Genomic DNA, 23,750 nt, shown 5'->3' with positions numbered 1-23,750 from the left:
CCACGGCGAACTGAGCTGCGAGCGCTTTTGCTGAAAACTAAAGCAGCCTGATGCCGTATAATTTTAGACCCGGTGAGATCCGGCGATTGCCACCTCCTGCCCGCCCTACCCGGCAGGCAATCTGCGACAGCCGATCAGGCTGACCCGCAACCGCCTCGTCACTGTCTTGTCGCCGCGCCACCGCCCGTTTGCCTATTGAAAGCATGAAATGAACGATACCGTGATCCCCGCCATGTCCCCGACCGAAGCCACCTTGCGCGCCATTCTTGCGCGACGGATCATGATTCTCGACGGCGCCATGGGCACGATCATCCAGCAATACAAGCTCGACGAACAAGCATACCGTGGCGGCCCCGCTGGCCGCTTCATCGATTTCGCCGCGCCAGCCGACAGTGGTGCGCGTGAACTGTTCGTCAAGGGCAACAATGAGCTGCTGACCCTGACGCAGCCGCACATCATCCAGGAAATCCACGAGCGCTATCTGGCCGCCGGCGCCGACCTGATCGAAACGAATACTTTCGGCGCCACGACGATCGCGCAAGACGATTACCACATGGCCCACCTGGCCTATGAAATGAACGTTCAGGCAGCCAAGCTGGCACGCGCCGCCTGCGATAAATATTCCACCCCCGACAAACCGCGCTTCGTTGCCGGCGCCTTGGGGCCCACGCCGAAGACGGCATCGATCTCGCCCGACGTGAACGACCCGGCCGCGCGCAACGTCACTTTCGACCAACTGGTGGCGGCCTACCTGCAGCAGACGCAGGGCCTGGTGGAAGGCGGCGCCGACGTGCTGCTGGTGGAAACCGTTTTCGATACCTTGAACTGCAAGGCGGCGCTGTTCGCCATCGACCTGTTCTACGAGCAAAATCCAACCGTCGCACGCCTGCCGCTGATGATTTCTGGCACCGTCACGGACGCCTCGGGGCGCATCCTGTCCGGCCAGACCGTGCCGGCCTTCTGGAATTCCGTGCGTCACGCGAAACCGCTGACCATCGGCCTGAACTGCGCGCTGGGCGCCGCCCTGATGCGTCCGTACGCGCAAGAGCTGGCCAAGATCGCCGACACCTTCGTGTGTATCTACCCGAACGCGGGCTTGCCCAATCCCATGAGCGACACGGGTTTCGACGAGTTGCCAGCCGACACGTCGGCCCTGCTGCGCGAATTCGCCGATGCGGGCTTCTTGAACATGGCCGGCGGCTGCTGCGGCACCACGCCTGAACACATCGCTGCCATCGGCGAGTTACTGTCGAAAAACACACCGCGCAGCGTGCCGGCGCCATCGCACGACTTGCGCCTGGCCGGTCTGGAACCGTTCGTCGTCAACGAAGAATCACTGTTCGTCAATGTGGGCGAGCGCACCAACGTCACGGGCTCAAAGGCCTTCGCGCGTATGATTCTCAACGAGCAATACGACGAAGCCTTGTCCGTGGCGCGTCAGCAAGTGGAAAATGGCGCGCAAGTGATCGATATCAACATGGACGAGGCGATGCTCGACTCGCTGGCGGCCATGACGCGCTTTTTGAACCTGATCGCCTCGGAACCCGATATTTCGCGCGTACCCATCATGGTCGACTCGTCGAAATGGTCGGTCATCGAAGCTGGCTTGAAATGCGTGCAGGGCAAGGCCATCGTCAATTCCATCTCGATGAAGGAAGGCGAGGAAGAATTCCTGCGCCAAGCGAAACTGTGCCGCCGCTACGGCGCCGCCGTGATCGTCATGGCCTTCGATGAAAAGGGGCAAGCCGACACCTTCGAGCGCAAGATTGAAATTTGCGCGCGCGCCTATCACTTATTGATCGATGCGCTCGACTTCCCACCGGAAGACATCATTTTTGATCCGAATATTTTTGCCGTCGCCACCGGCATCGAAGAGCACAACAATTACGCCGTCGACTTCATCAACGCCACCCGCTGGATCAAGGAAAACTTGCCGCACGCGAAAATTTCGGGCGGCGTGTCGAACGTGTCGTTCAGTTTCCGCGGCAATGATCCAGCCCGCGAAGCCATCCATACCGTCTTCCTGTACCACGCCATCAAGGCCGGCATGACGATGGGTATCGTCAACGCCGGCATGGTGGGCGTGTACGACAACCTGGACCCGGAATTGCGCGAGCGCGTGGAAGACGTGGTGCTGAACCGGCGCGAAGACTCGACCGAACGCATGATCGAGTTTGCCGGCACACTGAAGGCGGGCGGCAAGGCCGAGGCACAAACCCTGGCCTGGCGCGAAGGCACGGTGCAGGCGCGCCTGTCGCACGCGCTGGTGCACGGCATCACGCAATTCATCGTCGAAGATACGGAAGAAGCACGCCTGGAACTGCTGCACAATGGCGGACGCCCGATCCACGTGATCGAGGGCCCCTTGATGGCGGGCATGGATGTGGTTGGCGACCTGTTTGGCCAGGGAAAAATGTTCCTGCCGCAAGTGGTGAAATCGGCGCGCGTCATGAAGCAAGCGGTGGCCCATCTGATTCCGTACATCGAGGAAGAAAAACTGCTGGAAGAAAAGCGCACGGGCATCGTCGCCAAGCCCAAGGGCAAGATCATCATGGCAACCGTCAAAGGCGACGTGCATGACATCGGCAAGAATATCGTCACCGTCGTTCTTCAGTGCAACAACTTCGAAGTGGTGAATATGGGCGTGATGGTGCCGTGCTCGGAAATCCTGGCGCGTGCCAAAGTGGAAAACGCCGATATCATCGGACTGTCGGGCTTGATCACGCCGTCACTGGAAGAAATGGCGTATGTCGCCAAGGAAATGCAGCGCGACGATCATTTCCGCATGCTCAAGATTCCCCTCTTGATCGGCGGTGCCACCACCAGCCGCGCCCACACGGCGGTGAAAATTGCGCACAATTACGATGGCCCCGTGATTTACGTACCGGACGCTTCGCGTTCCGTTTCGGTGGCGCAATCCCTGCTGACGCCGGAACAGCGCGACAAATACGTGCAAGACATCGAACTCGATTACGCGCGCATCCGCGAGCAGCACGCCAACAAGAAGGCGCTGCCCACCCTGCCTTTGGCGCAGGCGCGTGCCAACAAGATGCTCGTGCCCTTCGACGGCCCGTGCACGCCGATGAAACCGAAGTTCATTGGTCGCCGCGTCTTTAAAAACGTCGACCTGGCCGCCCTGGCCGACTATATCGACTGGGGTCCGTTCTTCCAGACCTGGGACCTGGCCGGCCCCTTCCCGGCCATCTTGACCGATGAAGTAGTCGGTGACGCGGCCACCAAGGTGTACGCAGAAGGCCAGGCCTTGCTGAAAAAACTCATCGATGGGCGCTGGCTGACGGCCAATGGCGTCGTGTCCCTGCTGCCGGCAAACAGCGTCAATGACGATGATATCGAGGTGTACACGGACGATACGCGCAGTACGGTGGCGTTTACGTATTACGGCATGCGCCAGCAGGGCGTCAAGCCCGTGGTCGATGGCGTGCAACGGCCGAACCAGTGCCTGGCCGATTTCATTGCGCCTAAGGCATCGGGGGTGAAGGATTACATCGGCATGTTTGCCGTCACGTCCGGGCTGGGCATCGAGAAATACGAGAAACGCTTCGAGGATGCGCATGACGATTACTCGTCCATCATGCTCAAGTCTCTGGCAGACCGCCTGGCCGAAGCGTTTGCCGAGTACCTGCATGAGCGCGTGCGCAAGGATTTATGGGGCTATGTGCCAGACGAGCAGCTGAGCAACGACGACATGATCGGCGAACACTATGTCGGCATCCGCCCCGCGCCCGGCTACCCCGCCTGCCCCGAGCATACCGTCAAGAAACAGATGTTCGACGTCATGCAGGCAGAGGAAATCGGCATGATGTTGACAGAATCATATGCCATGTTCCCGGGCGCGGCCGTCTCCGGCTTCTATTTCGCCCACCCGGAGTCGAAATACTTCGTGGTCGGCAAGATCGGCATGGACCAGGTAGAAGACATGGCCAAGCGCCGCGGTGCCAAGATAGAGGACGTGGAACGCTGGCTGGCACCGAATCTGTCATGATATGTACAAGGCGCGCGGAACTTATCGCGCGCCGCAGCGCACTAACGCAGTATGCCGGTCGGCATGCTGCATGCCCGCTCCGGCCCGTTTCCTGACTGCTCAGGGTCAACCAAGGGAGGTAATATGGCAAGCAATTTCAAACTGAAACGCTGGCAAGATCAATTGATCCTGTTGCTGGGCCTGTGGCTGCTCGTCTCACCCTGGGCTTTTTCCTATCCCGAAGGCTCGCCGCAGATGCTCAATGCCTTGGTTTCGGGCCTGGTGATCGCCGTGCTGGCCGCCTTCGACCTGTACAAGACGTATTTCTGGGCCGTCGTCGTCAACCTGCTGGTGGGCGTCTGGGTCGCCACATCGCCGTGGATCTTGCGGCTGGCCGAACAGCGCGTCGTCCTGTGGAACGAGTTGCTCGTCGGCATTGCCGTCGTCGTGCTGGCCCTGTGGGAACTGCGCACCGACCCCGAGCTGCACAAGCACTGGCCCGGTGCGGCAGCGTAGCGGCGCAAAAAAGCCCTGTCACGGCATCGCCGTGCAGGGCTTTTGAAGAACGCGCCAACAATGTTGTCGGATTACGGCCCTTTGGGCCTCGGCGGCCCCACCTAATCCGACCTACAGCGCATACCTGACAACGTTATCGCTCCATTCGTAGGCAGCCATTTCCAGCTCCACCAGGTCGTCCGGCGACATGGCCAGGTCGCGCAAGGTTGGCACGATCTCGCCTTCCATGTCTTCGATGCGCTCGATGCATTCGGCCAAGCGCAGCAAGTCGCCGTAGAAGCCTTCGCGCGACAGCAGTGCGGCGGCCACTTCATCGGTGACTTCGATCTGCGTGAGGATTTCCGACATCGGCACGCCGAACAGGGTATCCATCAGGGACATGATGCCGACCGTAAAGGCGATATCGGCCAGGTGGGCATTGTTAGGGCGCAGTTTATGCGCGAGTAGTTCAAGCAAGCGGCCGCGCGTGGTGGCCAGCATCAGCAGCGGCGTCATGCTGTGGCCGCGCTTGCTTGGCTCGGCGTAGAGCATGATTTGCAGCCAGCGTTGCAATTGGCGACGGCCCAATACGGTCACGGCCTGACTCAGCGAATCGATGCGCTGACGCGCGCCCACGGCAGGCGTATTCACCAGACGCAGCAGATTCAGGGCCAGCGACACGTCGCGTTTGATGGCGCGCTCGATATCCATATTGCCGGCATCGGACGTGACCAAGGTCATCAGCTCCATGACCGCCAGTTGCGAAGGCGACAGTTTCTTGCCCGTCATGATGGCGGGCTTGGCAAAATAATAGCCTTGGAAATAATCGAAGCCCAGGTCCAGCGCCAATTTGAATTCTTCGCGTGTCTCGACCTTTTCCGCCACCAGTTTCTTTTGTTCCTGCTTGAAACGGGGTGCCAGCGCTGCCAGCACTTGCGGGTCGACCGTGCTCATGTCCATCTTTACATATTGCACCAGTGGCAACAACTGCTGCACTTGCGACGTATCCGACACCACGTTTTCCAGCGCGAAGGCGAAGCCATGCCCGACCAGTTCGCTGATGCGCGCGCGCACCTCCGGCGTGACGAGCATCGATTCGACGATTTCCAGCACCACTTTTTCGCGCGGCAAAAACACGAAAATGTCGCTCATGATCACGTCGGCATCGACGTTGACGAAACCGAGCGCATCGCCGATGACCCGTTCCATTCCCAGTTGGGAGGCATGGGCGATCACGGATGCCGTGGCGGACAGGTCGCTGGAAATATTGGCGGGGCCTACCGGAGCATTGCGGAATAGCAACTCATAGCCAAACAGGGCTTGATTGCGGTCAAGGATAGGTTGTCGCCCCAGATAAAACTCGCGCACGCGCAAGGGTTTCGGGGTGATGTCGTTGCTGGAAATATCGATCATTAAGTCTTCATCAATCAGGTCGAGTGACACCGGCAGCGCGGCGCCCGCATCAAGGTTCACTATTGACAATACTTTAGCTGAATTTTTGCCCGCACTGTGAGTATTTTGGCAGTAATCAAGCGTATTGTCGTCAACAAATTAGGCCAAATCAGGCCACTGGCATCTCTTGCACTATTGCGTCGACAAATAATTTCAATTCGCCCGGCGCAAACGCCGTCCATTGCTCATTTGTCGTCAGAGGCTGAGTAGCGATCAAGGCCACGCGGTCCTGCGGCGTCGTCACCTGGGAAAAGTCCACGCTCAGGTCGTCGTCAGAGAGTTTAGCAGTTGGAAACGGATGTTGTCGCACCAAATAATGCAGACTGGTCGAGCAATGGGCAAACAGCGCCTCGCCGCTCGACAACATCATGTTGAAGGTGCCGTGGGCGGCGATGCTGGGCAACAACTGCGCCAAGGCAGCGTGCAGTTGCGGCAACGCCGGCGGGGCATCGCCAAAGCGCGCGTGCAGCTCCTGCAGCAGGTAGCAGAAAGCGAGCTCGCTGTCGGTGCAACCGACGGGACGGTAACTACCTGTCAGCACGGGAAAGAATTCTTTCAAATCGCCATTATGCGCAAATACCCAGTAGCGGCCCCACAGTTCGCGCACGAAGGGGTGGCAGTTTTCCAGCGCTACCCGGCCTTGCGTGGCCTTGCGGATATGCGCGATGACATTGCGCGACTTGATAGGATAGCGTTTGATCAGTTCGGCCACGGGCGAGGCGATCGCCGCCTGGTGGTCGACGAAATGGCGCACGCCGGCGCCCTCGAAAAAGGCGATGCCCCAGCCGTCGTGGTGGGTATCGGTCTGGCCGCCGCGCATGGCGAAGCCGGTAAAACTAAATACAATGTCCGTAGGAACATTGCAATTCATTCCAAGAAGTTGGCACATGGTCTGTTTGCAGCAGGATAACCCGGCCACCATACCATGCCGCCCGGCGGATTGGTATGGTGGTGATAGCCATGCGACTAATGCAACAGCACTGGCTGGCTCATGAGGGAATCGTAGCTGCCCAAAAATTCATCGATTTCTTCCATGCTGGGTTCGCTGGCGATCAATTCGGTGACGTCGCGGCGGAAATGCTGGGCCAGGACGCCGGCGATAAAGGTTTCGCGCTTGCCACCCTTGTCGACGATTTCATAGCCGCCAAAACGCAGCGCTTCCAGGTCGACGTCGGCGCCAAATTCCACCACGCTGTATTGCTCGCTGTTATAGATCAGATTCATTTTGCATCCTTCGCTCAGGCAGGAGAGGCTCCTGCGGTTTCAGAACAGAGGTGGGGCTGATACGCCGCCATTTCAAGCGCCGCACCATCCAACGGGCTACAGAGTTGTAACGAGATGCAAATGCAATTGCCATCATTCCATGTTGAAATCGTCAATCAGTCGCGCTCAGGAAACCGCTATGTCGGCTTGCAGCGCCAGCAAGCCATCATAGGGGCTGGCCGTAAGCCAGATGCGCAATTGTTCGATGTGCGAGGCGTCTGCCAAGCTGACAAACAAGCGCGCCGGTGGATGGCGCAGCAAACGATTCAATGTTACACGCAATACGAGATTACCGCTGCAGCATAGGCAGCCGGGTGCGATGCGCAACAATTGCAATGGAAACGCTAAAGAAGGGGGGACTTGCGCCGCCAGGTCGGCCAGCATGGCGTTGCCATCGGCCAATCCTTCGAGGATCACGGCAGCTGCTTCATGCGGCGCCAAGGCTTGCGCGATGGCTGCCTCTCGTGCGGCGGCGCTCCCGCCGCTGACCAGGGTCAGCGGCGTTGGACGCCGCACGCCTGTCGTCACAGGCTTTTCTTGGCCAGCTTGCCCGGTTCGACGCCTAGCTGTTTCAGCTTGCGGTACAAATGGGTGCGTTCCAGGCCCGTTTTTTCCGCCACGCGGGTCATGCTGCCGCCTTCGCGCCCGAGATGGTGTTCAAAGTACATGCGCTCGAACGCATCGCGCGCCTCGCGCAGCGGCAAATCGAACGACAGGTTATAGCCATGGCCTTCGGCCACCGCCGCTACGGCGATGCCTGGACGCACCATCAGCTGTTGCGGCGCGCTGCCGCCAAAGCTAGGCACTGGATGGCTGCTTTCCTCGGCCACCACGGGTGCGACTGCACGCGGCGCCACACTCGGCGCGCGCACGGTTTCCTGTGCCCGCGTCAAGCCTTGCTGGACCGCTTTCAGCAGTTTTTGCAGGGCAATCGGTTTTTCCAGGAAGTTCATGGCACCGATGCGCGTCGCCTCGACTGCGGTGTCGATGGTGGCGTGGCCCGACATCATGATCACCGGCATGGTCAACAAGCCATCGCGCTGCCACTCCTTGAGCAGGGTCACGCCATCGGTGTCGGGCATCCAGATATCGAGCAGTACCAGATCCGGCGCGCCCGCGGCACGCGCTTCACGCGCCTGCTGCGCATTTTCGGCCAGCTGGATAGCATGTCCTTCGTCTCCCAATATTTCCGAGAGCAACTCACGGATACCCATTTCATCATCCACTACGAGTATGTTTGCCATTCGTGTCTTGCCTTCCTCATTTCGCCGGCCGTCGCGCACAAGATGCACACGGCGGACAACTATGATTTTATTAGTGTTTTAAATACTAAACCAGACCCTCACGCCAGGAAATCCTGCGCGGAAGTGTCGGGAGCTAACTTTAACAGCAAAATGACCAGCGAAGCGCCATTGCCGTCGACCCGGTTCTCGATATCGATGCGTCCGCCGTGCTCATCGATAATTTTCTTTACCATCGCCAGGCCCAATCCCGTGCCGCGCGCCTTCGACGTCACATAAGGTTCGAAGGCACGCGCCAGGATTTTTGGCGCGAAACCAGGGCCATTGTCGGTGATGGCGAGCCGCACGGCGATTTTCACGCCGCCGTCCGCACTGCGATAATGAATTGCTTCCGTCCTTACGTCAATCCGCGGATGCGGCGAGTCCGGCAGCAGGTCGGCCATGGCGTCCTGCGCGTTCTGCAGCAAGTTATGGATAACTTGGCGCAGCTGGGTCGGATCGCCCATCACCATCGGCAGATTCGGCGCCAGCTGCGGGTGGATGATATCGCCATCATCGCCGCGCAGATAGAGATTCAGGATCTCTTCGATCAGTTCGTTCAGGCGCAAGGGCATGAGCACGGCCGGCGGCGTGCGCGCATAATCGCGGAAGTCATCGACCATACGCTTCATCGCGTCGACCTGCTTGACGATGGTGCTGGTGGCGCGGTTGAGCAGGTCGGCGTCGGACTGCTCCAGCTTGCCCTCCAGCTTCATCTGCAGGCGCTCGGCCGACAACTGGATGGGCGTGAGTGGATTCTTGATTTCATGCGCCAGGCGGCGCGCCACCTCGCCCCAGGCGATCGAGCGCTGCGCGGAAATGACGTCGGAAATATCATCGAACACGACGATGTAACCGCTGCCAGACTCCAGCGGCAAGCGCGAGCCGCGCGTCAGCAAGGTGATGTCATGCTCGTCGGCGCTACTGCCGAGGCGGCGCGGAATCTCGATCTGGCGCTGCCAGTGCAGGCGCTGCTGGTTACGTCCCGAGGCCGATTGCGCGCTTTGCGCCGTGAAGGCGCTGATGATGGCACCGCCAAACTCTTCCATTCCAGTAATATTCGCCAACGGCTGGCCCACCGTGCTCATGCCCGAATGCTGCAAGATGCGCTCGACCGATTCATTGCACGTCACCAGTTTGAAATCGCCGTCGAGTACCATCACGCCAGCCGACATGTTCGCCAGCACCGATTCCAGGTGGGCCTTGGCGTTTTGCAACGCGGCGCGGTTGCTTTCCACGGCCGTGCGCGCGTCGAGTAACTGACGCGTCATGATGTTGAACGATTGCGTCAGTGTGCCCAGTTCATCCTTGGTCGCGACGATGGGGCGCGGCGACAGGTCGCCCTCGGCCACGGCACGCGTGCCTTCGGCCAGCAGCAGCAGGGGCTGGGCCAGCTTCCCGGCGATCAGGAAAGCGCTGCCGATGGCGCCAAAGATCGCCAGCAGCAGGGTCAAGGTGAGAATTTCCATGTACATCTTGCGCAAGCCCACGCGCGCGACAAAACGTTCTTTGTATTCGCTGTAGGCGGCGCGCAGCACCTCGCCATTGGTCGCCAGTTTGGGCGGTACCGCCTGCAGCAGTTGCAGGTAGCGTGGTGAGACGGAGGGTCCCGGCACGCCCACCAGCACCCGCAGGCGCAGGCTGGCGGCCGTTCCCAGCGATGCCGGCATGCCACCACGGAAACCACCACCACCCGACTCCGTGCCATCGTCGTGCAATTCCAGCCCCCCTTCGGCGGAGGCATAACCGGCTGGCGCAGCAGCCTGCACCAGCATGGCCGGGGTGGGTAAGTCGGCCGCGCTGTGCGGCCCGGCGCTGGCCAGCAGCACGCCGTCGCCGCTGACAATCATCACATTTTGCATGCCCTCTTCGCGCAACAGGCTCGTCAGCACGGCCGGACTGGTCACCGGGTCGGCACCCAGTTCCTTGACGGCCTTGTGTCCCCGGTGGTCCAGTTCGACCAAGGCCGCATCGAGGCCGGCGCGACCCAGCTCAATCCCCGATTCCAGCGCCGCTTCGATCTTGACGTTGAACCAGGATTCGATGGAGTGGGATACGAATTGCACGGAGACAAGGAAAACCACCAGCCCCGGCAGGATACCGACGGCGGCGAACAGCATCACCAGGCGCGTCATCAGCTTGGAACCAAATTTGCCGCTCTTGTAGCGCGCGTACAGGCGCCCCAGGGAAATGCCCACCAACGCCAGCAGGGCCACGGCCACGGCGGCGTTCAGGCCCAGCAGCCAGGTGTAATAGCGGTCGAAAAAGCCGGAATTATTGGAAGCCGACGCCAGCAGGAACAGCAAGATACTGACAATGCCGCCGCCCACCACCAAAAGATAGCGCAATACTTGACTCACTACTCCGCCGTGTACAAGAAGGTTTTTTTATTCGAAGCCAGGCGCCAGTCGCTATTGTTGAAGGCATTGACCTGTATCGGCTTGGGCAGGTAATCGCGGTCCATGCCCATGCGCAAGGTGACGTTATACGTCTGTCCCACTTTCAGCGCGCCGCGGCGCGCCACCTGCCAGCGGCTGGGACGGCGGATCAAAAACAATGCGTCGTCGAGCGTGGGGAAACTTTGTTGCAAGCCACCACCTGACACATGATACTGGCGCGTCAACACGTTGTACGACAGCTTGCTGGTCTGGCGTGCCACGATGGCTTTTTCATCGAACCAGTACCAGCGAGGCCGGGTCAGTTCGATTTCCGTCGTGAAATACAGCGGCACGCCATGCTGCACGGCATCATCGAGGTCGTGATTGAGATCAAACGAATAACTGGCGGCCAGCTTGTAGCCCTCCTCACTCGACTCGATGTAGGCACGGGTGATGTCGACCACGTCGGCGGCATGCGCGCGCGGCATGCTGCATGCCAGCATCAGCAACAGGGCCAGGAGTCGGAAGATGCGTGTTGTCACGAGTGTGCCGGTGGTGTCGGTAGGAAAAGGTTCGCCGGATCGCTCAAGCCGCATTTTTTTGGAATAGCGCATAGAACAAACCGTCATGGTCCTGCTCCGCGCTGCCAGTTGGCAACAGCTGGCCAGGCGCTGTCAATCGGGTGGCATTATTGCGCACCGCAAATGCCGCCGCCTGCGCCTCGGACTCCTGCGGCCACAATGAACATGTCACGAATAACAATTTACCATCGGGGCGCAGCATCTGCCACAGGTTGTCCAGAATTTTGGCGGAAAGTGTTGCAAGTTGGAACGCATCACCCTTGCGGCGCAACCAGCGAATGTCCGGATGGCGGCGCACGATGCCCGAGGCAGTGCACGGCACGTCGGCCAGGATGCGGTCGTACTGCTGGCCGTCCCACCACGCGCTCGATTGCGCATCCTGCGCCTTCAATCTTGCGTCCAGGCCCAGGCGCTCGAGGTTTTCCGCGATGCGCGGCAGGCGCTTGGCGTCGGCGTCGATGGCGGTGACCTGCACATCGGCCAGTTCCAGGATATGGCAAGTCTTGCCGCCGGGCGCCGCGCAGGCGTCGAGCACGCGCATGCCATCTTGCAAGTCCAACAGCGGTGCGGCCAGTTGCGCACCGGCATCCTGCACGGAAACGACGCCCTGCTCGAAGCCGGGAATCAGCGCCACGCCGATGGGCTTATCCAGGCGCACGGCAAACGGTCCCACCTGACGCGCCGCGATACCCGCTTCGGCCAGCACGGCCAGATACGCTTCGAGCGTGCTCTTGCGACGATTCACGCGCAGGGTGAGGGGCGGCACGGCATTGCCGGCCGTCAAAATGGCTTGCCAGTCGCGGGGATAGGCCAGGCGCAGTGAATCGATCCACCATTGCGGATAATTCCATTGCGCCACCGGTTGCTGCAGGGCCGCTTCCAGCAAGGACTTGCGCTCACGCAAGAAGCGACGCAATACGGCATTCACCATGCCCTTGGCGTGCGCCAGGTCAGGATGCGAGGTGGCCACCGTGACAGCTTGGTCGACCACGGTGAATTCTTCGTACGGCTGCTCGTCCGGCTCGGCCGACATCAGCGACAGTGCGCAGCACAGCAGCGCGGCGAGCATCGGCGGCTCGGGCGCCTTCGACGTCATCAGGCCGACCAGGGTTTCGCTGCGGCCCAGCTGGCGCATGGTGCGGTAGGAAATATCCTGGATTGCGCCGCGCGCCTGCGGGCTGGCATTCGATTGCGTAAATACCTTGGCCAGCGCCTGCGGCAAGGCCGTGCCCGTGCGCACTTGCGCCACGGCATTGGCGGCGCCGAGCAGGCAGAACGCCAGCGAGTCGGCGCGCAAATCGGGCTGAAAGCCTGGCTGCAAGACCGGTTTCAGGTCAGGATGATAGCTGGGACGCAATTTCGGTGCGGCAGAGGCGGACGCCTGGCCTGGCGCCGGCTTGGTTTTCAATTTCAGCGTGGGGCGCTTGTTCATAGTTATCCGGTGTGGCTGCGCGCGGCTGGCGGCATGGAGGAAAATACGCGGCCGCGCGTCATCAATAAAGGGTCGATTGTAGCGTTTGTGGCGCCCTCTGGCCCAAGCGATTGCAGCGATAAGGGCAATTTACGGAAAAAAACTGCATATATACAAGCAGAATGGGTCGTGCTGATGTTTTCATGCACCAACATGGGCATGTTATCCTGACAATATCGAGAAATGTGCTGGCTCGGCAACCTTGCCAGCAAGCGTATTGTTCCCGCCGGCAAACCAGTATAATTAACGCAGTCTGGGCGGCCTCGGTACTGGCCGTCCGTTTTGCTTTGTGATTCATTCTATTCATTCTTAACGCGGTTCCACCGCCATCCTGCTCATGCTCGCCCAACAGAAACAAGAAATCATCGCCCTGTTCCAGGCCGCCCTCGCTCCCGTCCTGGCCGGCACTTCGCTTGAGCCATCCGTGGTGCTCGAGCGACCACGCGACGCATCGCATGGCGACGTCGCCTGCAACATCGCCATGCAACTGGCCAAGCAGCTGAAACAGAATCCCCGCGAACTGGCGCAAACCATCGTCGCGGCCGTACTGGCCAATCCGGCTGGCCAGGGCCTGATCGAGGCAGTGGAAATCGCCGGTCCCGGCTTCATCAACGTGCGCGTCTGCGCCGCCGCCAAGCAGGCCGTGGTGAAGGCCATCCTCGGTGCAGGCGACAGCTATGGCCGCGGCACGGCAGGCGCCGGCCAGCAGGTCATCCTGGAATTCGTCTCGGCCAACCCGACCGGCCCGCTGCACGTGGGACACGGCCGCCAGGCAGCGCTGGGCGACGCGCTGTCCTCGCTGTTCGACGCGCAAGGCTACCAGGTGACGCGCGAGTTCTACTATAACGACGCGGGCGTGCAGATCCAGACCCTGGCCAATTCGGTGCAGGCGCGCGCGCGCGGCTTCGTGCCGGGCGACGCCGAATGGCCCGAGTCCGCCTATAACGGCGACTACATTGCCGACATTGCCAACGACTTCAAGGCCGGCAAGACCGTCTCGGCCAGCGACGGCCAGCCTGCCACTGCCAATGGCAACATCGATGACATCGAGTCGATTCGCCCGTTCGCCGTCACCTACCTGCGCAACGAGCAGGATATCGACTTGCAGGCGTTTGGCGTAAAGTTCGACAATTACTACCTCGAATCGTCGCTGTACGCGGACGGCAAGGTCAATAGCGCGGTCGAAACGCTGATCAAGGCAGGCCACACCTACGAGCAAGATGGCGCACTGTGGCTGCGCACCACCGACTTCGGCGACGACAAGGACCGCGTCATGCGCAAGACGGACGGCAGCTACACGTATTTCGTGCCGGACGTGGCGTATCACCTGGTGAAATGGCAGCGCGGCTTCATACAGGCCATCAATATCCAGGGCAGCGACCACCACGGCACCATTGCGCGCGTGCGCGCCGGCCTGCAAGCGGTCGACATGGGCATCCCGCAAGGCTACCCTGACTACGTGCTGCACAAGATGGTCACCGTCATGAAGGACGGCGAAGAAGTGAAAATTTCCAAGCGCGCCGGCTCCTACGTCACCGTGCGCGACCTGATCGAATGGTCGGGCGGCGGCGACATCACCAAGGGCCGCGACGCCGTGCGCTTCTTCCTGATCTCGCGCAAGGCGGACACGGAATTCGTCTTCGACGTCGACGTGGCGCTGAAAACTACGGATGAAAACCCGGTGTATTACGTGCAGTACGCGCATGCGCGCATCTGCCGCATCCTGGAAAACTGGGGCGGTGATGAAAGCACGGTCGCCGGCGTTGACTTGTCTCCCCTGACGGCGCCGACCGAAGCGACCCTGCTGGCGACCCTGGCCGCCTATCCGGAAATGCTGGCGCGCGCGCAAGCGGAACTGGGACCGCATCAAGTCGCCTTCTACCTGCGCGACCTGGCTGCCAACCTGCACAGCTTCTACTTCGCCGAAAAAGTGCTGGTCGAGGACGAAGCCGTCAAGCTGGCCCGCCTGGCCCTCGTCATCGCCGCGCGCCAAGTGCTGCGCAACGGTCTGGCACTGATCGGCGTGTCCGCGCCGAACAAAATGTAATCGCGAAGGTCATACCGCCTATGAATCACGCTTCCTCTTGCGCTTCGCGCACCTGGCCGATCCGACGCCAGCAGGGTAATACCCTGGTCGGCATCATCATCGGCCTGGTCATCGGCCTGGGCATCGCCGTGGCGGTTGCCCTGGTGATCACCAAGGGTACCTCGCCCTTCACCGACAAGTCGGGCAAGGCTGGCAAATCGGCCGAACCGACGGCCGGCCAGATCAGCGACCCGAACAAGCCGATGTACGGCAACAAGGAAGCGGCCAAGGAAGCGGCGCGCGACTTCTCCAAGGAGCCACGCGAGATCGTCACGCCGACGCAGCCAGTGGCGCCCGCGACAGCTACCGCGCAGCAGCCGAAGGCACCGCCGCCGGACGCATTACAGGAATTGATCGGTACCCTGAAAGACAAGCCGACGCCGAAAACGCCGGCCGCCGCGCCGGCAGTGCAAGCCAAGGCCGAAACGAAGGCTGAAGCCAAGGCCGATGCCGCCAGCGAAAAATGGATTTATTATTTGCAGGCCGGTGCCTTCCATGACATGTCAGATGCCGAAAGCACGCGCGGCAAACTGGCGCTGCTGGGCTTCGAAGCGGCCATCAGTGACCGCAACACCGATGCCGGCGTGCTGCACCGCGTGCGTATCGGTCCGTTCAACCAGCTCGAATCGATGAATCGCGCGCGCACCAAGCTGTCTGAAAACGGCATCGATGTCGCCGTCGTGCGCAACCAAAAATAAGGAACCAGCATGCGTTTTTTGAAGCAAGTACTGTTTGCCGCCGCCCTGTGCACTGCGGCCCTGGGCGCATCGGCCTCGCCGGCCGAGCCGAAGAATGGCGTCGAGTACGAAACCCTGGCCACGCCGCAGGCGACGGAGTCGGGCAAGAAAATCGAAGTGACAGAATTTTTTGCGTATTACTGCCCGCATTGCAATGTACTCGAACCGCAACTGGCGGCCTGGGTCAAGAAACAGGGCGACAACATCGTCTTCAAGCGCGTGCACGTATCGCGCGATGACAGCGTGGCGCCACAGCAGCGCTTGTTCTTCACCCTGCAAGCGATGGGCCTGCTCGACAAGCTGCACACCAGCGTCTTCCACGCCATGCATGTGGAGCGCAACCGCCTGGCCACCGACGACGCCGTATTCGACTTCGTCGCCAAGCAGGGCGTGGAACGCCAAAAATTCATCGACACCTACCGTTCGATGGGGATCTCGGCGCGCGTGCGCCGTGCCGACGCCATGATGCAAGGCTATAACGTCAGCTTCTGGCCCATGATCGCCATCGATGGCCGTTACATCACGTCGCCGTCGCAAGCCGATCAAGGCAGCAAGTCGGCCAAGAACGAAGAGCAGCTGAATGCCCAGGCGCTCAGCGTGATGGACGTGCTGCTTGCGAAAGCCAAAGCGGAAAAGAAATAAGCATGTCTAGCTCCCTGGCGCTGCCCTGGCACGCGCGCATCGCCTGATGCGCAGCGTTTTCATCACCGGGGCGTCGAGCGGACTGGGCGCCGCCCTGGCGCGGCAATATGCGCGCCAGGGTGCCAGCCTCGGTTTGCTGGCGCGCCGCGGCGATACGCTGCAGCAGCTGATCGCCTCCCTGCCCCACCCTGAACGCCACCGCGCCTACGCCGTCGATGTGTGCGACCACGCCGCGCTGAAAAACGCGGCGCAGGACTTCATCGCCCATGCCGGGCAAATCGATATCGTCATCGCCAGCGCCGGCGTGTCGTTCGGCACTCTGACCGAACACGCGGAAGACCTCGACGCCTTCGCGCGCCTCATCGCCATCAACGTCACGGCCACCGTTGCCACCTTCGCTCCCTTCATCGCTGCCATGAAAACCCAGGGCAGCGGACGCCTGGTGGGCATCGGCAGCGTGGCCGGCATACGCGGCCTGCCAGGCGCCGAAGCCTACAGCGCCTCGAAGGCAGCCGTCATCAGCTACTGCGAATCGCTGCGCCTGGAACTCAAGCCGGCCGGCATCAAGGTCGTCACCATCACACCCGGCTACATCGACACGCCGATGACGCGCCTCAACGCCTACCGCATGCCCTTCCTGATGCCGGCCGAAAAATTCGCCACGCGCGCCGCGCGCGCCATCGCCGACGGTGACAGTTACCGCGTGATCCCGTGGCAGATGGGCGTCGTCGCCAAGCTGCTGCGCGTGCTGCCCAATGCCATCTACGACATGGCCTTCGCGAATGCGCCGCACAAGGCGCGTAGCAAGCCATCCGGCGACAGCCAGTAAAACCACCCAAAAAAAATGACGAAGCACTCAGACCTGAACAGCGCGGCCATCGCCGCCCATTGCGCCGCGGGCGCCTCCCACGTAGCCATCGAAGTAGTCGGCGAAACTGGCTCGACCAACGCCGACCTGCTGGCGCGCTGCGCCACACTGACTGGGCCGACCCTGCGCATCGCCGGCCAGCAGACGGCCGGACGCGGACGCGCCGGAAGGCGCTGGGTGTCGCAGCCGGACGCCAGCCTGATGTTCTCGCTAGCCTGGCGCTTCAAGGGGCCGCTGCATCAACTGGTCGGTCTGCCACTGGCCGTCGGCGTGGCGCTGGCAGAAAGCATGACGTCCTTGGGCGTGCCGGTGCAATTGAAGTGGCCGAACGACATACTCAAGGATGGCCATAAACTGGCCGGCATCCTGGTCGAGACGCAGCAGGCACAGGGCAACGACAGTGGCGGCGTGTGGGCCGTGATTGGCTGTGGCATCAATTTGCTGATGCCCGATGCGCTGGAACAGCAGATCGGACGCAGCGTCTCGGCCGTACCCTGGCTGGCGCAGATGGAACGCAATACGCTGGTGGCGGCCCTGCTCAGCCGTCTGGCCGGCGTGCTGGCCGAATTCGACGACACCGGCTTCGCGCCGTTTACCGAACGCTGGAATCTGCTCCACGCCTGGCAGGGCCAGCGCGTGAACATCCTCGACAACGGCCAGCTGCTGCAGCAAGGCATGGCTGCTGGCGTGGACCAGCTGGGACGCCTGCTGCTGCACACCGAGGGCGGCTTGCAGGAAATCATATCGGGCGACGTGTCGCTGCGCCTGAGCGGGGAGTAAGTACATGCTACTGCTGATAGACGCCGGCAATACGCGCATCAAATGGGCACTCGTGGCCGCCGAAAGTGACGTCGGCGGCTGGCTGGCCAGCGGCGCTGTCGCGCATGCGCAGATCGACACGCTGGCAGGCCAATGGGCCAAGCTCGCCATCAGCGCAGCGCTGCTGTCGAACGTCGCGGGCAGCGCCATCGGCATGCGCCTGCGGGCCTTGCTGCCGGTAGCTGCGCGCGACTTTGCCTCACTGGCGCAACTGGCCGGTATCAGGAACGCTTACCGCGAGCCGTCGCAGCTGGGCTGCGACCGCTTTGCCGCCGCTATCGGCGCGCGTGTACTGGCGCCTGGCCAAGCTGTCATCGTCGCCAATTGCGGCACCGCCACCACCATCGATGCCATCACGGCCGATGGCGTTTTCCTCGGCGGCATGATCTTGCCGGGACTGGGATTGATGGCCAGTTCGCTGGCGCGCAACACAGCGCAGCTGCCGCAAATCGCCGGCGACATCACGCTGCCAGCCGGCTTTGCCGACAACACGGACGATGCCATTTTGAGTGGATGCCTGGCCGCGCAAGCGGGCGCCATCGAACGGGCAGTGCGCATGCACGGCGCCAGCGCCTGCCTGCTGTCAGGCGGCGCCGCCGCGCGTATCGCGCCGGCGCTGGCACTGGCGGTACCGCTGCAGCTGGTGGACAATATCGTCATGCTCGGCCTGCAGGCATCCGCGCGCGCCGGTGCCGCAGGAACACAAGGAAACCACGTATGCTGAAATTCGTCTTCTGGCTGCTGGCCGGTATCAACCTGCTGGTCTTGGCCATCGGCCAGGGTTATCTGGGCAGTTTTCGCAGCGAGACGCGCGAACCGGCGCGCCTGAAAAACCAGCTGCAGGCGGACAAGCTCAGCTTGCTGACGCAGGAGCAGGCCATGACACCGGCTGCGCCAACGCCCGCCGAGGCAGCTGCGACGCCAGCACCGGCCGTACCGGAGCCGCCAACATCGTATGCCTGCACGGAGGTGGGCAATTTCCTGCTCGCTGACGGGCGCCGCTTCGAGGCACAAGTGGCAGCGCTGGACCTGGGCGAGCGCCAGTCGCGCCGCAACGTGGCCGGACAAGACATTTCCAGCTACATGGTGTACATCCCGCCGCAGGGCAGCAAGGAAGGCGCCGACCGCAAGGCCGGCGAGTTGAAGCAGCTGGGCGTGACGAATTACTTCATCATCAATGAAGGCAGCGCGCTGCGCTGGGGCATTTCACTGGGCGTCTTCAAGTCGGAAGGCGGCGCGCAAAACCAGCTGGCATCGCTCAACAGGCAGGGCGTGCACAGCGCCCGCATCGCGCCACGCTACAGCGCCAGCAAGCAGATGGCCTACCAGTTCCGCGACCTCGATGCCGCTACGCGCGCGCGCCTCGAAAAGATCAAGGTACAGTTCCCGGACCAGGAACTGCGCAGCTGCAAGTAAGCACCTGACCAAACGTGGTGCGCGTCGCGATGGCAAGCTGCGATGCTCGCTACGCTTTTGTCAGGTGCTTTATCTTTGAATGACGATGGGCTTGATGCCTGTCGATTCCGGCAAATTCGCCGCTGCGCGGGCCGCATCGGCACGGCTGGAGAACGGTCCGCCGTACAGACGGAACAAATTGCCTGCCTGCACCACCGCCAGCGTACCGAGGCCCGCCGCGTACGGTGCCAGGCGCGCACGCCCGGTTTCCGCATTATCGGCGCGCGAGTAGGCACCCAACTGCAAATAAAAGCCGCTCAGCAGCGCCGCCGGAGCCGGCATCGCCAGCGTCGCATCGACGGGCAGCATTTGCGTCGACACCTGCGGCTGCAGCACGGTGCCCGTTTCCACTGGCGTATCGATGGAGATGGCCACCACCGACGGTACAGGCTTGGGCGCCGCTCGCGCCGCCAGCATGGCGTCGATATCGGCTGGCAGCAAGCGTTCCACCACTACCTGATGGCTACCCTTGCCCAGAAAGCCCAGTTTCAGCGCCGCCGTGTAGGATACATCGATCGCACGCGTGGCGTGGAAGGGACCACGGTCATTGATACGCACGATCACCTGCGCGCCGCTGTCGATGCTCGTCACGCGCGCATACGAGGGAATCGGCAAGATCGGATGGGCCGCCGTCATCTTGTACATATCGTAGATTTCACCCGACGAAGTGCGCTGGCCATGGAATTTCTTGCCATACCAGGTGCCCGTGCCCTTCTGCGTGAACGGTTCGTTGTCGGTAATCGGCGTGTACGTCTTGCCAAACACCACGTAGGGACGATTCGAGCGCGTCGAATACGGCTCGTTGCGCACTTCCGCATCCGGCACATCGCGCAGGTTGGCCGGCGGATTGTCGCCCGGGCCATCATCCTTGTAGTAGCCGCCGCGCCCGGAGCCGGCCGCCGGCAACACCGGCAGGGTCGGATCCGGGCGCGCGGCGGACTTGGCCTTGCCGCCTGACGGCAGCGGCACATTATTGGCTGCAGGCTTGAGCGGCGAGGTGCCGCAGGCGGCTAGGCTCAGCAAAGCAAGCAAGCCCAGCCCGCGCATGGCGAAGGTATCGAAAGGCGCGCGCATCAGGTCTGCACCAGCTTGCGATGACGCTGGATGCTCATCAGGATACCGGTGGCCACGCCCAGCGTCAGCAGCGCGGTACCGCCATAGCTGAGGAAAGGCAGGGGAACGCCGACCACCGGCACGATGCCGCTGACCATGCCCATGTTGACGAACGCATACGTAAAGAAAATCATTGTGATCGCTCCTGCCAGCAGGCGAGTGAAAAAACTGGGGGCGTTGGCGGCGATCATCATGCCCCGTCCCACCAGCAGCAAATACATCAGCATCAGCATCAGATTACCCACCAGACCGAACTCTTCCGAATACACGGCGAAGATGAAATCGGTCGTGCGCTCCGGGACGAATTCCAGGTGCGCCTGGGTGCCGTGCGTCCAGCCCTTGCCCGTCATGCCGCCGGAGCCGATGGCGATGATGGACTGGATAATATGGAAGCCCTTGCCCAGCGGGTCCTTGGTCGGGTCGATCAGCATCATTACACGGTCGCGCTGGTAATCATGCAGATGCGACCAGGCGATCGGCAGGCAGCAAACAAAGGTGATCAGCAAGCCGGCCAGTACTTTCCATGACAGGCCCGCCAGGAAGATGACGGTAAAGCCGGCCGCCACCACCAGCAGTGCCGTGCCCAGGTCGGGCTGGCGCGCGATCAGGTAGACGGGCACCAGCAACAGCACGGCCGCCATCAGGAACGATTTCCAGCGCAGGGCGCCCGCATTGTGCTGGAAGAACCAGGCCAGCATCAGGGGCGTGGCGATCTTCAGGAACTCGGACGGCTGGATGTCGATCACGCCGAGATGCAGCCAGCGCCGCGCACCGAGCTTGATCGTGCCGAACAACGCCACGGCCACCAGCAGTATCACCGATACCGTGTACGCGGGCACGGCGATGCGCATCATCATCTGCGGCGTGACGTTGGCTGCCACCCACATGACGAAAAAGCACAGCAAGATGTTGCGCAGGTGGTCCTCGATCTTGCCGGGAATGCCGATGCTGGCAGAATACAGGGTCAGCAGGCTGGTACAGAGCAGCATCAGGATGATGATCATCAGCGGCGGATCAAACACCGCCAGATAGGGCTTGGCGCGCCGCCACAGCGAGCGCCTCTCGTTAATGGGCATGTGCTTCCTTATTGCCTTGGGGTCTGGCGCGCCGCCATCGCGTGCGCCTCGCGTAATGGGAAACGTTTCATTGTTACCTGGCAGGCGCCGCCGGGGCAGCCTGCTCATCAGTGATTTCTTCCAGGGTGCGCACTTCGTCGACATCTTCCTTCGGCACCTTGGTAGTGTCTTTTTCCTTGTCGCTTGGGCGCTTGCCCAGCAGGTAATAGTCGAGCGCCTTGCGCGCAATCGGCGCAGCCACGCCGGCACCGAAGCCCGCGTTTTCCACCACGATGGCAATCGCGATGCGCGGCTTGTCGGCCGGCGCGAAGGCCGTAAACAAGGCATTGTCGCGCAGGCGCTCGGCCAGCAGCTTGGCATTGTACTTCTCGTTTTTCTTGATGCCCACCACCTGCGCCGTACCCGTCTTGCCGCCCACCGTATACTGCACGCCAGCGAAGATGCGCGCGGCCGTGCCGCCCTGTTCGCTGGTCACGCCCACCATGGCGCGCTTGATGGTATCGATGTTTTCCTGCTTGAGCGCGATGCGGTAACTTTCCTTCGGCACCGTCAGGGTACGCGCGCGCGTGGCGGCGTCTTCGATGATCTTCACCAGATGCGGCTTCATCACCACGCCGTTATTGGCCAGGTTGGCTGTTGCGTGGGCGATTTGCAGCGGCGTATAGGAATTGTAGCCGGAACCGTTACTCACCGAAATCGTGTCGCCGCCCACCCATTTTTTCTGCTGTGGCGCCTTGAAGCGGTTGCGCTTCCATTCCATCGACGGCAGCACGCCCGTCTTTTCATTATTCAGGTCGATACCCGTCAACTGGCCGAAGCCAAACGGCTTCATGAAGTCGTGGATGGCATCGATGCCCATATCGCGGCCCAGCTGATAGTAATAGGTGTTGCAGGATACGACGATGGACTTGTGCATATCCACCGTGCCATGGCCACCCACCTTGTCATCGCGGAAGGTGTGGCCGCCGAGGATGAAGAAGCCGGGATCGGCAATCGACTGGCTCGGCGTACGCTTGCCCAATTCAAGGGCGGCCAGCGCCATGAAGGGCTTGAAGGTCGAGCCTGGCGCGTAGGTGCCCGATAGGGGGCGATTCACCATCGGCCGGTCCAGCGAGGTATTGAGTTCATTCCAGCTTTGCTGGTCAATGCCGTCGACAAACAGGTTAGGGTCGTAGCCGGGCTTGGAGACGTAGGCCAGGATATCGCCCGTGGCCGGATCGATCGCCACGGCCGCACCGCGCCATTCGCCAAACGCTTCCTCGACCACTTTTTGCAATTCGATGTCGATCGACAGGATCAGGTTATTGCCAGGCGTCGCTGCCGTGCGCGACAAGGTGCGCATGGCGCGCCCGCCGGCCGACACTTCCACTTCTTCGTAGCCGGTGGTGCCATGCAACTGCTTTTCATAGCTTTTTTCCAGGCCTTCCTTGCCGATATGGTCGGTGCCGTTGTAGTTTGCCGCGTCATCGCCCTCGTCCAGCGCCTTGGCTTCATTGCGGTTGATGCGGCCAATGAAGCCGACCACGTGCGACGCTACCTCGCCCATCGGATACTGGCGGAACAATCGCGCCTGCACCTCCACGCCGGGGAAGCGGAAACGCTGGGCCGTGAAACGGGCCACTTCTTCATCCGTCAGGCGCGTGCGCAGAGGCACGCTGACAAAATTCTTTGATTCTTCCAGCAGCTTCTTGAAGCGGCGGCGATCCTTGATGTCGATCTGCACCAGGGTTGACAGCTCGTCGATCACCGAATCGAGGCTGGTACTCAGTTTCGATGGCGTGATTTCCAGCGTATAGGCCGAGTAATTGCGCGCCAAAACCACGCCGTTGCGGTCAAGGATCAGACCGCGCGTGGGCACGATGGGCACCACGGCGATGCGGTTGTCTTCGGCCTTGGTCGCGTAGTCTTCGTGTTTGATCACCTGCAGCCAGATGAAGCGTGCCAGCAGTAGTGAAAAGCAGAGAAAGACAAGCGCGCCCAGGATGCTCAGGCGCATGCGGAAAAAATGCAGTTCGCGCTCGGTATTCTTAAGTTCAGTCATGGCAGGCGCGC

The 23,750-nt window shown here is 61.5% G+C and carries 20 protein-coding genes; 9 read left to right on the top strand and 11 right to left on the bottom strand.

The genetic code is table 11. The features are described 5' to 3' along the window. Positions 1–208: 208 nt before the first annotated feature. Both metH and H4V96_RS02250 read left to right on the top strand, forming a co-directional pair. Positions 209–4,003, top strand: coding sequence for a methionine synthase (metH, locus tag H4V96_RS02255; protein WP_196856089.1), 3,795 nt, complete (start codon positions 209–211; stop codon positions 4,001–4,003). 123 nt (positions 4,004–4,126) lie between these two features. Beyond that, positions 4,127–4,498, top strand: coding sequence for an SPW repeat protein (locus tag H4V96_RS02250; protein ID WP_196856090.1), 372 nt, complete (start codon positions 4,127–4,129; stop codon positions 4,496–4,498). A 111-nt stretch (positions 4,499–4,609) separates the two neighbouring features. Here H4V96_RS02250 and H4V96_RS02245 read toward each other — a convergent pair whose 3' ends face one another. From H4V96_RS02245 to rsmB, 8 genes are all read right to left on the bottom strand, one after another. After that, a complete protein-coding gene (locus H4V96_RS02245; RefSeq protein ID WP_070346562.1) occupies positions 4,610–5,890 on the bottom strand; it encodes an EAL domain-containing protein in 1,281 nt (426 codons plus the stop codon). Between the two features lie 148 nt (positions 5,891–6,038). Next, a complete protein-coding gene (locus H4V96_RS02240) occupies positions 6,039–6,818 on the bottom strand; it encodes a class II glutamine amidotransferase (protein WP_029496042.1) in 780 nt (259 codons plus the stop codon). Positions 6,819–6,895: 77 nt separating this feature from the next. Then, positions 6,896–7,153, bottom strand: coding sequence for a DUF3567 domain-containing protein (locus H4V96_RS02235; protein ID WP_010393222.1), 258 nt, complete (start codon positions 7,151–7,153; stop codon positions 6,896–6,898). A gap of 165 nt (positions 7,154–7,318) precedes the next feature. Further along, positions 7,319–7,720 (bottom strand): GTPase, encoded by a 402-nt coding sequence (locus H4V96_RS02230; protein ID WP_196856091.1) that lies wholly within the window; start codon positions 7,718–7,720, stop codon positions 7,319–7,321. Beyond that, on the bottom strand, positions 7,717–8,436 hold the full coding sequence (locus H4V96_RS02225; RefSeq protein WP_010393218.1) for a response regulator: 720 nt from the start codon (positions 8,434–8,436) through the stop codon (positions 7,717–7,719). Before H4V96_RS02225 ends, H4V96_RS02230 begins: the two co-directional genes overlap by 4 nt. Before the next feature lie 98 nt (positions 8,437–8,534). Continuing rightward, positions 8,535–10,832, bottom strand: a complete 2,298-nt coding sequence (locus tag H4V96_RS02220) for an ATP-binding protein (protein ID WP_029496041.1) — start codon at positions 10,830–10,832, stop codon at positions 8,535–8,537. Next, positions 10,832–11,464 carry a DUF4390 domain-containing protein gene (locus H4V96_RS02215; protein ID WP_196856092.1) on the bottom strand — a complete coding sequence of 211 codons (633 nt, stop codon included), beginning with the start codon at positions 11,462–11,464 and terminating at the stop codon, positions 10,832–10,834. The genes H4V96_RS02220 and H4V96_RS02215 overlap by 1 nt, the downstream gene beginning before the upstream one ends. Beyond that, entirely contained in the window at positions 11,436–12,863 is a 1,428-nt protein-coding gene (gene rsmB / locus H4V96_RS02210; RefSeq protein WP_196856093.1) for a 16S rRNA (cytosine(967)-C(5))-methyltransferase RsmB, read from the bottom strand. Before rsmB ends, H4V96_RS02215 begins: the two co-directional genes overlap by 29 nt. 376 nt (positions 12,864–13,239) lie before the next feature. Here rsmB and argS point away from each other — a divergent pair, with 376 nt between their 5' ends. From argS to H4V96_RS02175, 7 genes are read left to right on the top strand one after another with little or no spacing between them, the layout of a single operon-like run. Next, positions 13,240–14,949: an arginine--tRNA ligase gene (gene argS, locus H4V96_RS02205; protein WP_070345823.1), complete on the top strand. Its 1,710-nt coding sequence runs from the start codon at positions 13,240–13,242 to the stop codon at positions 14,947–14,949. Between the two features lie 20 nt (positions 14,950–14,969). After that, positions 14,970–15,686 carry an SPOR domain-containing protein gene (locus tag H4V96_RS02200; protein WP_280720671.1) on the top strand — a complete coding sequence of 239 codons (717 nt, stop codon included), beginning with the start codon at positions 14,970–14,972 and terminating at the stop codon, positions 15,684–15,686. Between the two features lie 9 nt (positions 15,687–15,695). Beyond that, positions 15,696–16,367: a thiol:disulfide interchange protein DsbA/DsbL gene (locus H4V96_RS02195; protein ID WP_010393206.1), complete on the top strand. Its 672-nt coding sequence runs from the start codon at positions 15,696–15,698 to the stop codon at positions 16,365–16,367. A gap of 46 nt (positions 16,368–16,413) precedes the next feature. After that, positions 16,414–17,196 carry an SDR family oxidoreductase gene (locus H4V96_RS02190; RefSeq protein WP_070345825.1) on the top strand — a complete coding sequence of 261 codons (783 nt, stop codon included), beginning with the start codon at positions 16,414–16,416 and terminating at the stop codon, positions 17,194–17,196. Between the two features lie 15 nt (positions 17,197–17,211). Next, positions 17,212–18,015, top strand: a complete 804-nt coding sequence (locus H4V96_RS02185; protein ID WP_070345826.1) for a biotin--[acetyl-CoA-carboxylase] ligase — start codon at positions 17,212–17,214, stop codon at positions 18,013–18,015. Positions 18,016–18,019: 4 nt separating this feature from the next. Further along, a complete protein-coding gene (locus tag H4V96_RS02180) occupies positions 18,020–18,778 on the top strand; it encodes a type III pantothenate kinase (RefSeq protein ID WP_196856095.1) in 759 nt (252 codons plus the stop codon). Then, a complete protein-coding gene (locus H4V96_RS02175; protein ID WP_196856096.1) occupies positions 18,772–19,470 on the top strand; it encodes an SPOR domain-containing protein in 699 nt (232 codons plus the stop codon). Before H4V96_RS02180 ends, H4V96_RS02175 begins: the two co-directional genes overlap by 7 nt. 69 nt (positions 19,471–19,539) lie before the next feature. On the opposite strand, the gene H4V96_RS02170 is transcribed toward H4V96_RS02175, so the two are convergent. From H4V96_RS02170 to mrdA, 3 genes are all read right to left on the bottom strand, one after another. Further along, on the bottom strand, positions 19,540–20,583 hold the full coding sequence (locus tag H4V96_RS02170; RefSeq protein WP_010393197.1) for an SPOR domain-containing protein: 1,044 nt from the start codon (positions 20,581–20,583) through the stop codon (positions 19,540–19,542). Next, positions 20,583–21,698 (bottom strand): rod shape-determining protein RodA, encoded by a 1,116-nt coding sequence (gene rodA / locus H4V96_RS02165; RefSeq protein ID WP_010393195.1) that lies wholly within the window; start codon positions 21,696–21,698, stop codon positions 20,583–20,585. Before rodA ends, H4V96_RS02170 begins: the two co-directional genes overlap by 1 nt. A gap of 73 nt (positions 21,699–21,771) precedes the next feature. After that, on the bottom strand, positions 21,772–23,739 hold the full coding sequence (mrdA, locus tag H4V96_RS02160) for a penicillin-binding protein 2 (RefSeq protein WP_070345828.1): 1,968 nt from the start codon (positions 23,737–23,739) through the stop codon (positions 21,772–21,774). Positions 23,740–23,750: the final 11 nt, after the last annotated feature.

The sequence above is a fragment of the Janthinobacterium sp. CG_23.4 genome (assembly GCF_029892305.1).
Lineage (GTDB): Bacteria > Pseudomonadota > Gammaproteobacteria > Burkholderiales > Burkholderiaceae_D > Janthinobacterium > Janthinobacterium lividum_D.
This window is presented reverse-complemented; position numbering and strand designations above follow the sequence as displayed.

Excerpts from the sequence above, each read along its gene's own strand:
- H4V96_RS02185 (WP_070345826.1), top strand. The coding sequence starts at position 17,212 with ATGACGAAGCACTCAGACCTGAACAGCGCGGCCATCGCCGCCCATTGC.
- rodA (WP_010393195.1), bottom strand. The coding sequence starts at position 21,698 with ATGCCCATTAACGAGAGGCGCTCGCTGTGGCGGCGCGCCAAGCCCTAT.
- H4V96_RS02190 (WP_070345825.1), top strand. The coding sequence starts at position 16,414 with ATGCGCAGCGTTTTCATCACCGGGGCGTCGAGCGGACTGGGCGCCGCC.
- H4V96_RS02235 (WP_010393222.1), bottom strand. The coding sequence starts at position 7,153 with ATGAATCTGATCTATAACAGCGAGCAATACAGCGTGGTGGAATTTGGC.
- H4V96_RS02245 (WP_070346562.1), bottom strand. The coding sequence starts at position 5,890 with ATGATCGATATTTCCAGCAACGACATCACCCCGAAACCCTTGCGCGTG.
- mrdA (WP_070345828.1), bottom strand. The coding sequence starts at position 23,739 with ATGACTGAACTTAAGAATACCGAGCGCGAACTGCATTTTTTCCGCATG.
- H4V96_RS02170 (WP_010393197.1), bottom strand. The coding sequence starts at position 20,583 with ATGCGCGCGCCTTTCGATACCTTCGCCATGCGCGGGCTGGGCTTGCTT.
- H4V96_RS02250 (WP_196856090.1), top strand. The coding sequence starts at position 4,127 with ATGGCAAGCAATTTCAAACTGAAACGCTGGCAAGATCAATTGATCCTG.
- H4V96_RS02195 (WP_010393206.1), top strand. The coding sequence starts at position 15,696 with ATGCGTTTTTTGAAGCAAGTACTGTTTGCCGCCGCCCTGTGCACTGCG.
- argS (WP_070345823.1), top strand. The coding sequence starts at position 13,240 with ATGCTCGCCCAACAGAAACAAGAAATCATCGCCCTGTTCCAGGCCGCC.
- H4V96_RS02180 (WP_196856095.1), top strand. The coding sequence starts at position 18,020 with ATGCTACTGCTGATAGACGCCGGCAATACGCGCATCAAATGGGCACTC.
- H4V96_RS02175 (WP_196856096.1), top strand. The coding sequence starts at position 18,772 with ATGCTGAAATTCGTCTTCTGGCTGCTGGCCGGTATCAACCTGCTGGTC.
- rsmB (WP_196856093.1), bottom strand. The coding sequence starts at position 12,863 with ATGAACAAGCGCCCCACGCTGAAATTGAAAACCAAGCCGGCGCCAGGC.
- H4V96_RS02200 (WP_280720671.1), top strand. The coding sequence starts at position 14,970 with ATGAATCACGCTTCCTCTTGCGCTTCGCGCACCTGGCCGATCCGACGC.
- H4V96_RS02240 (WP_029496042.1), bottom strand. The coding sequence starts at position 6,818 with ATGTGCCAACTTCTTGGAATGAATTGCAATGTTCCTACGGACATTGTA.
- metH (WP_196856089.1), top strand. The coding sequence starts at position 209 with ATGAACGATACCGTGATCCCCGCCATGTCCCCGACCGAAGCCACCTTG.
- H4V96_RS02215 (WP_196856092.1), bottom strand. The coding sequence starts at position 11,464 with ATGCGCTATTCCAAAAAAATGCGGCTTGAGCGATCCGGCGAACCTTTT.
- H4V96_RS02225 (WP_010393218.1), bottom strand. The coding sequence starts at position 8,436 with ATGGCAAACATACTCGTAGTGGATGATGAAATGGGTATCCGTGAGTTG.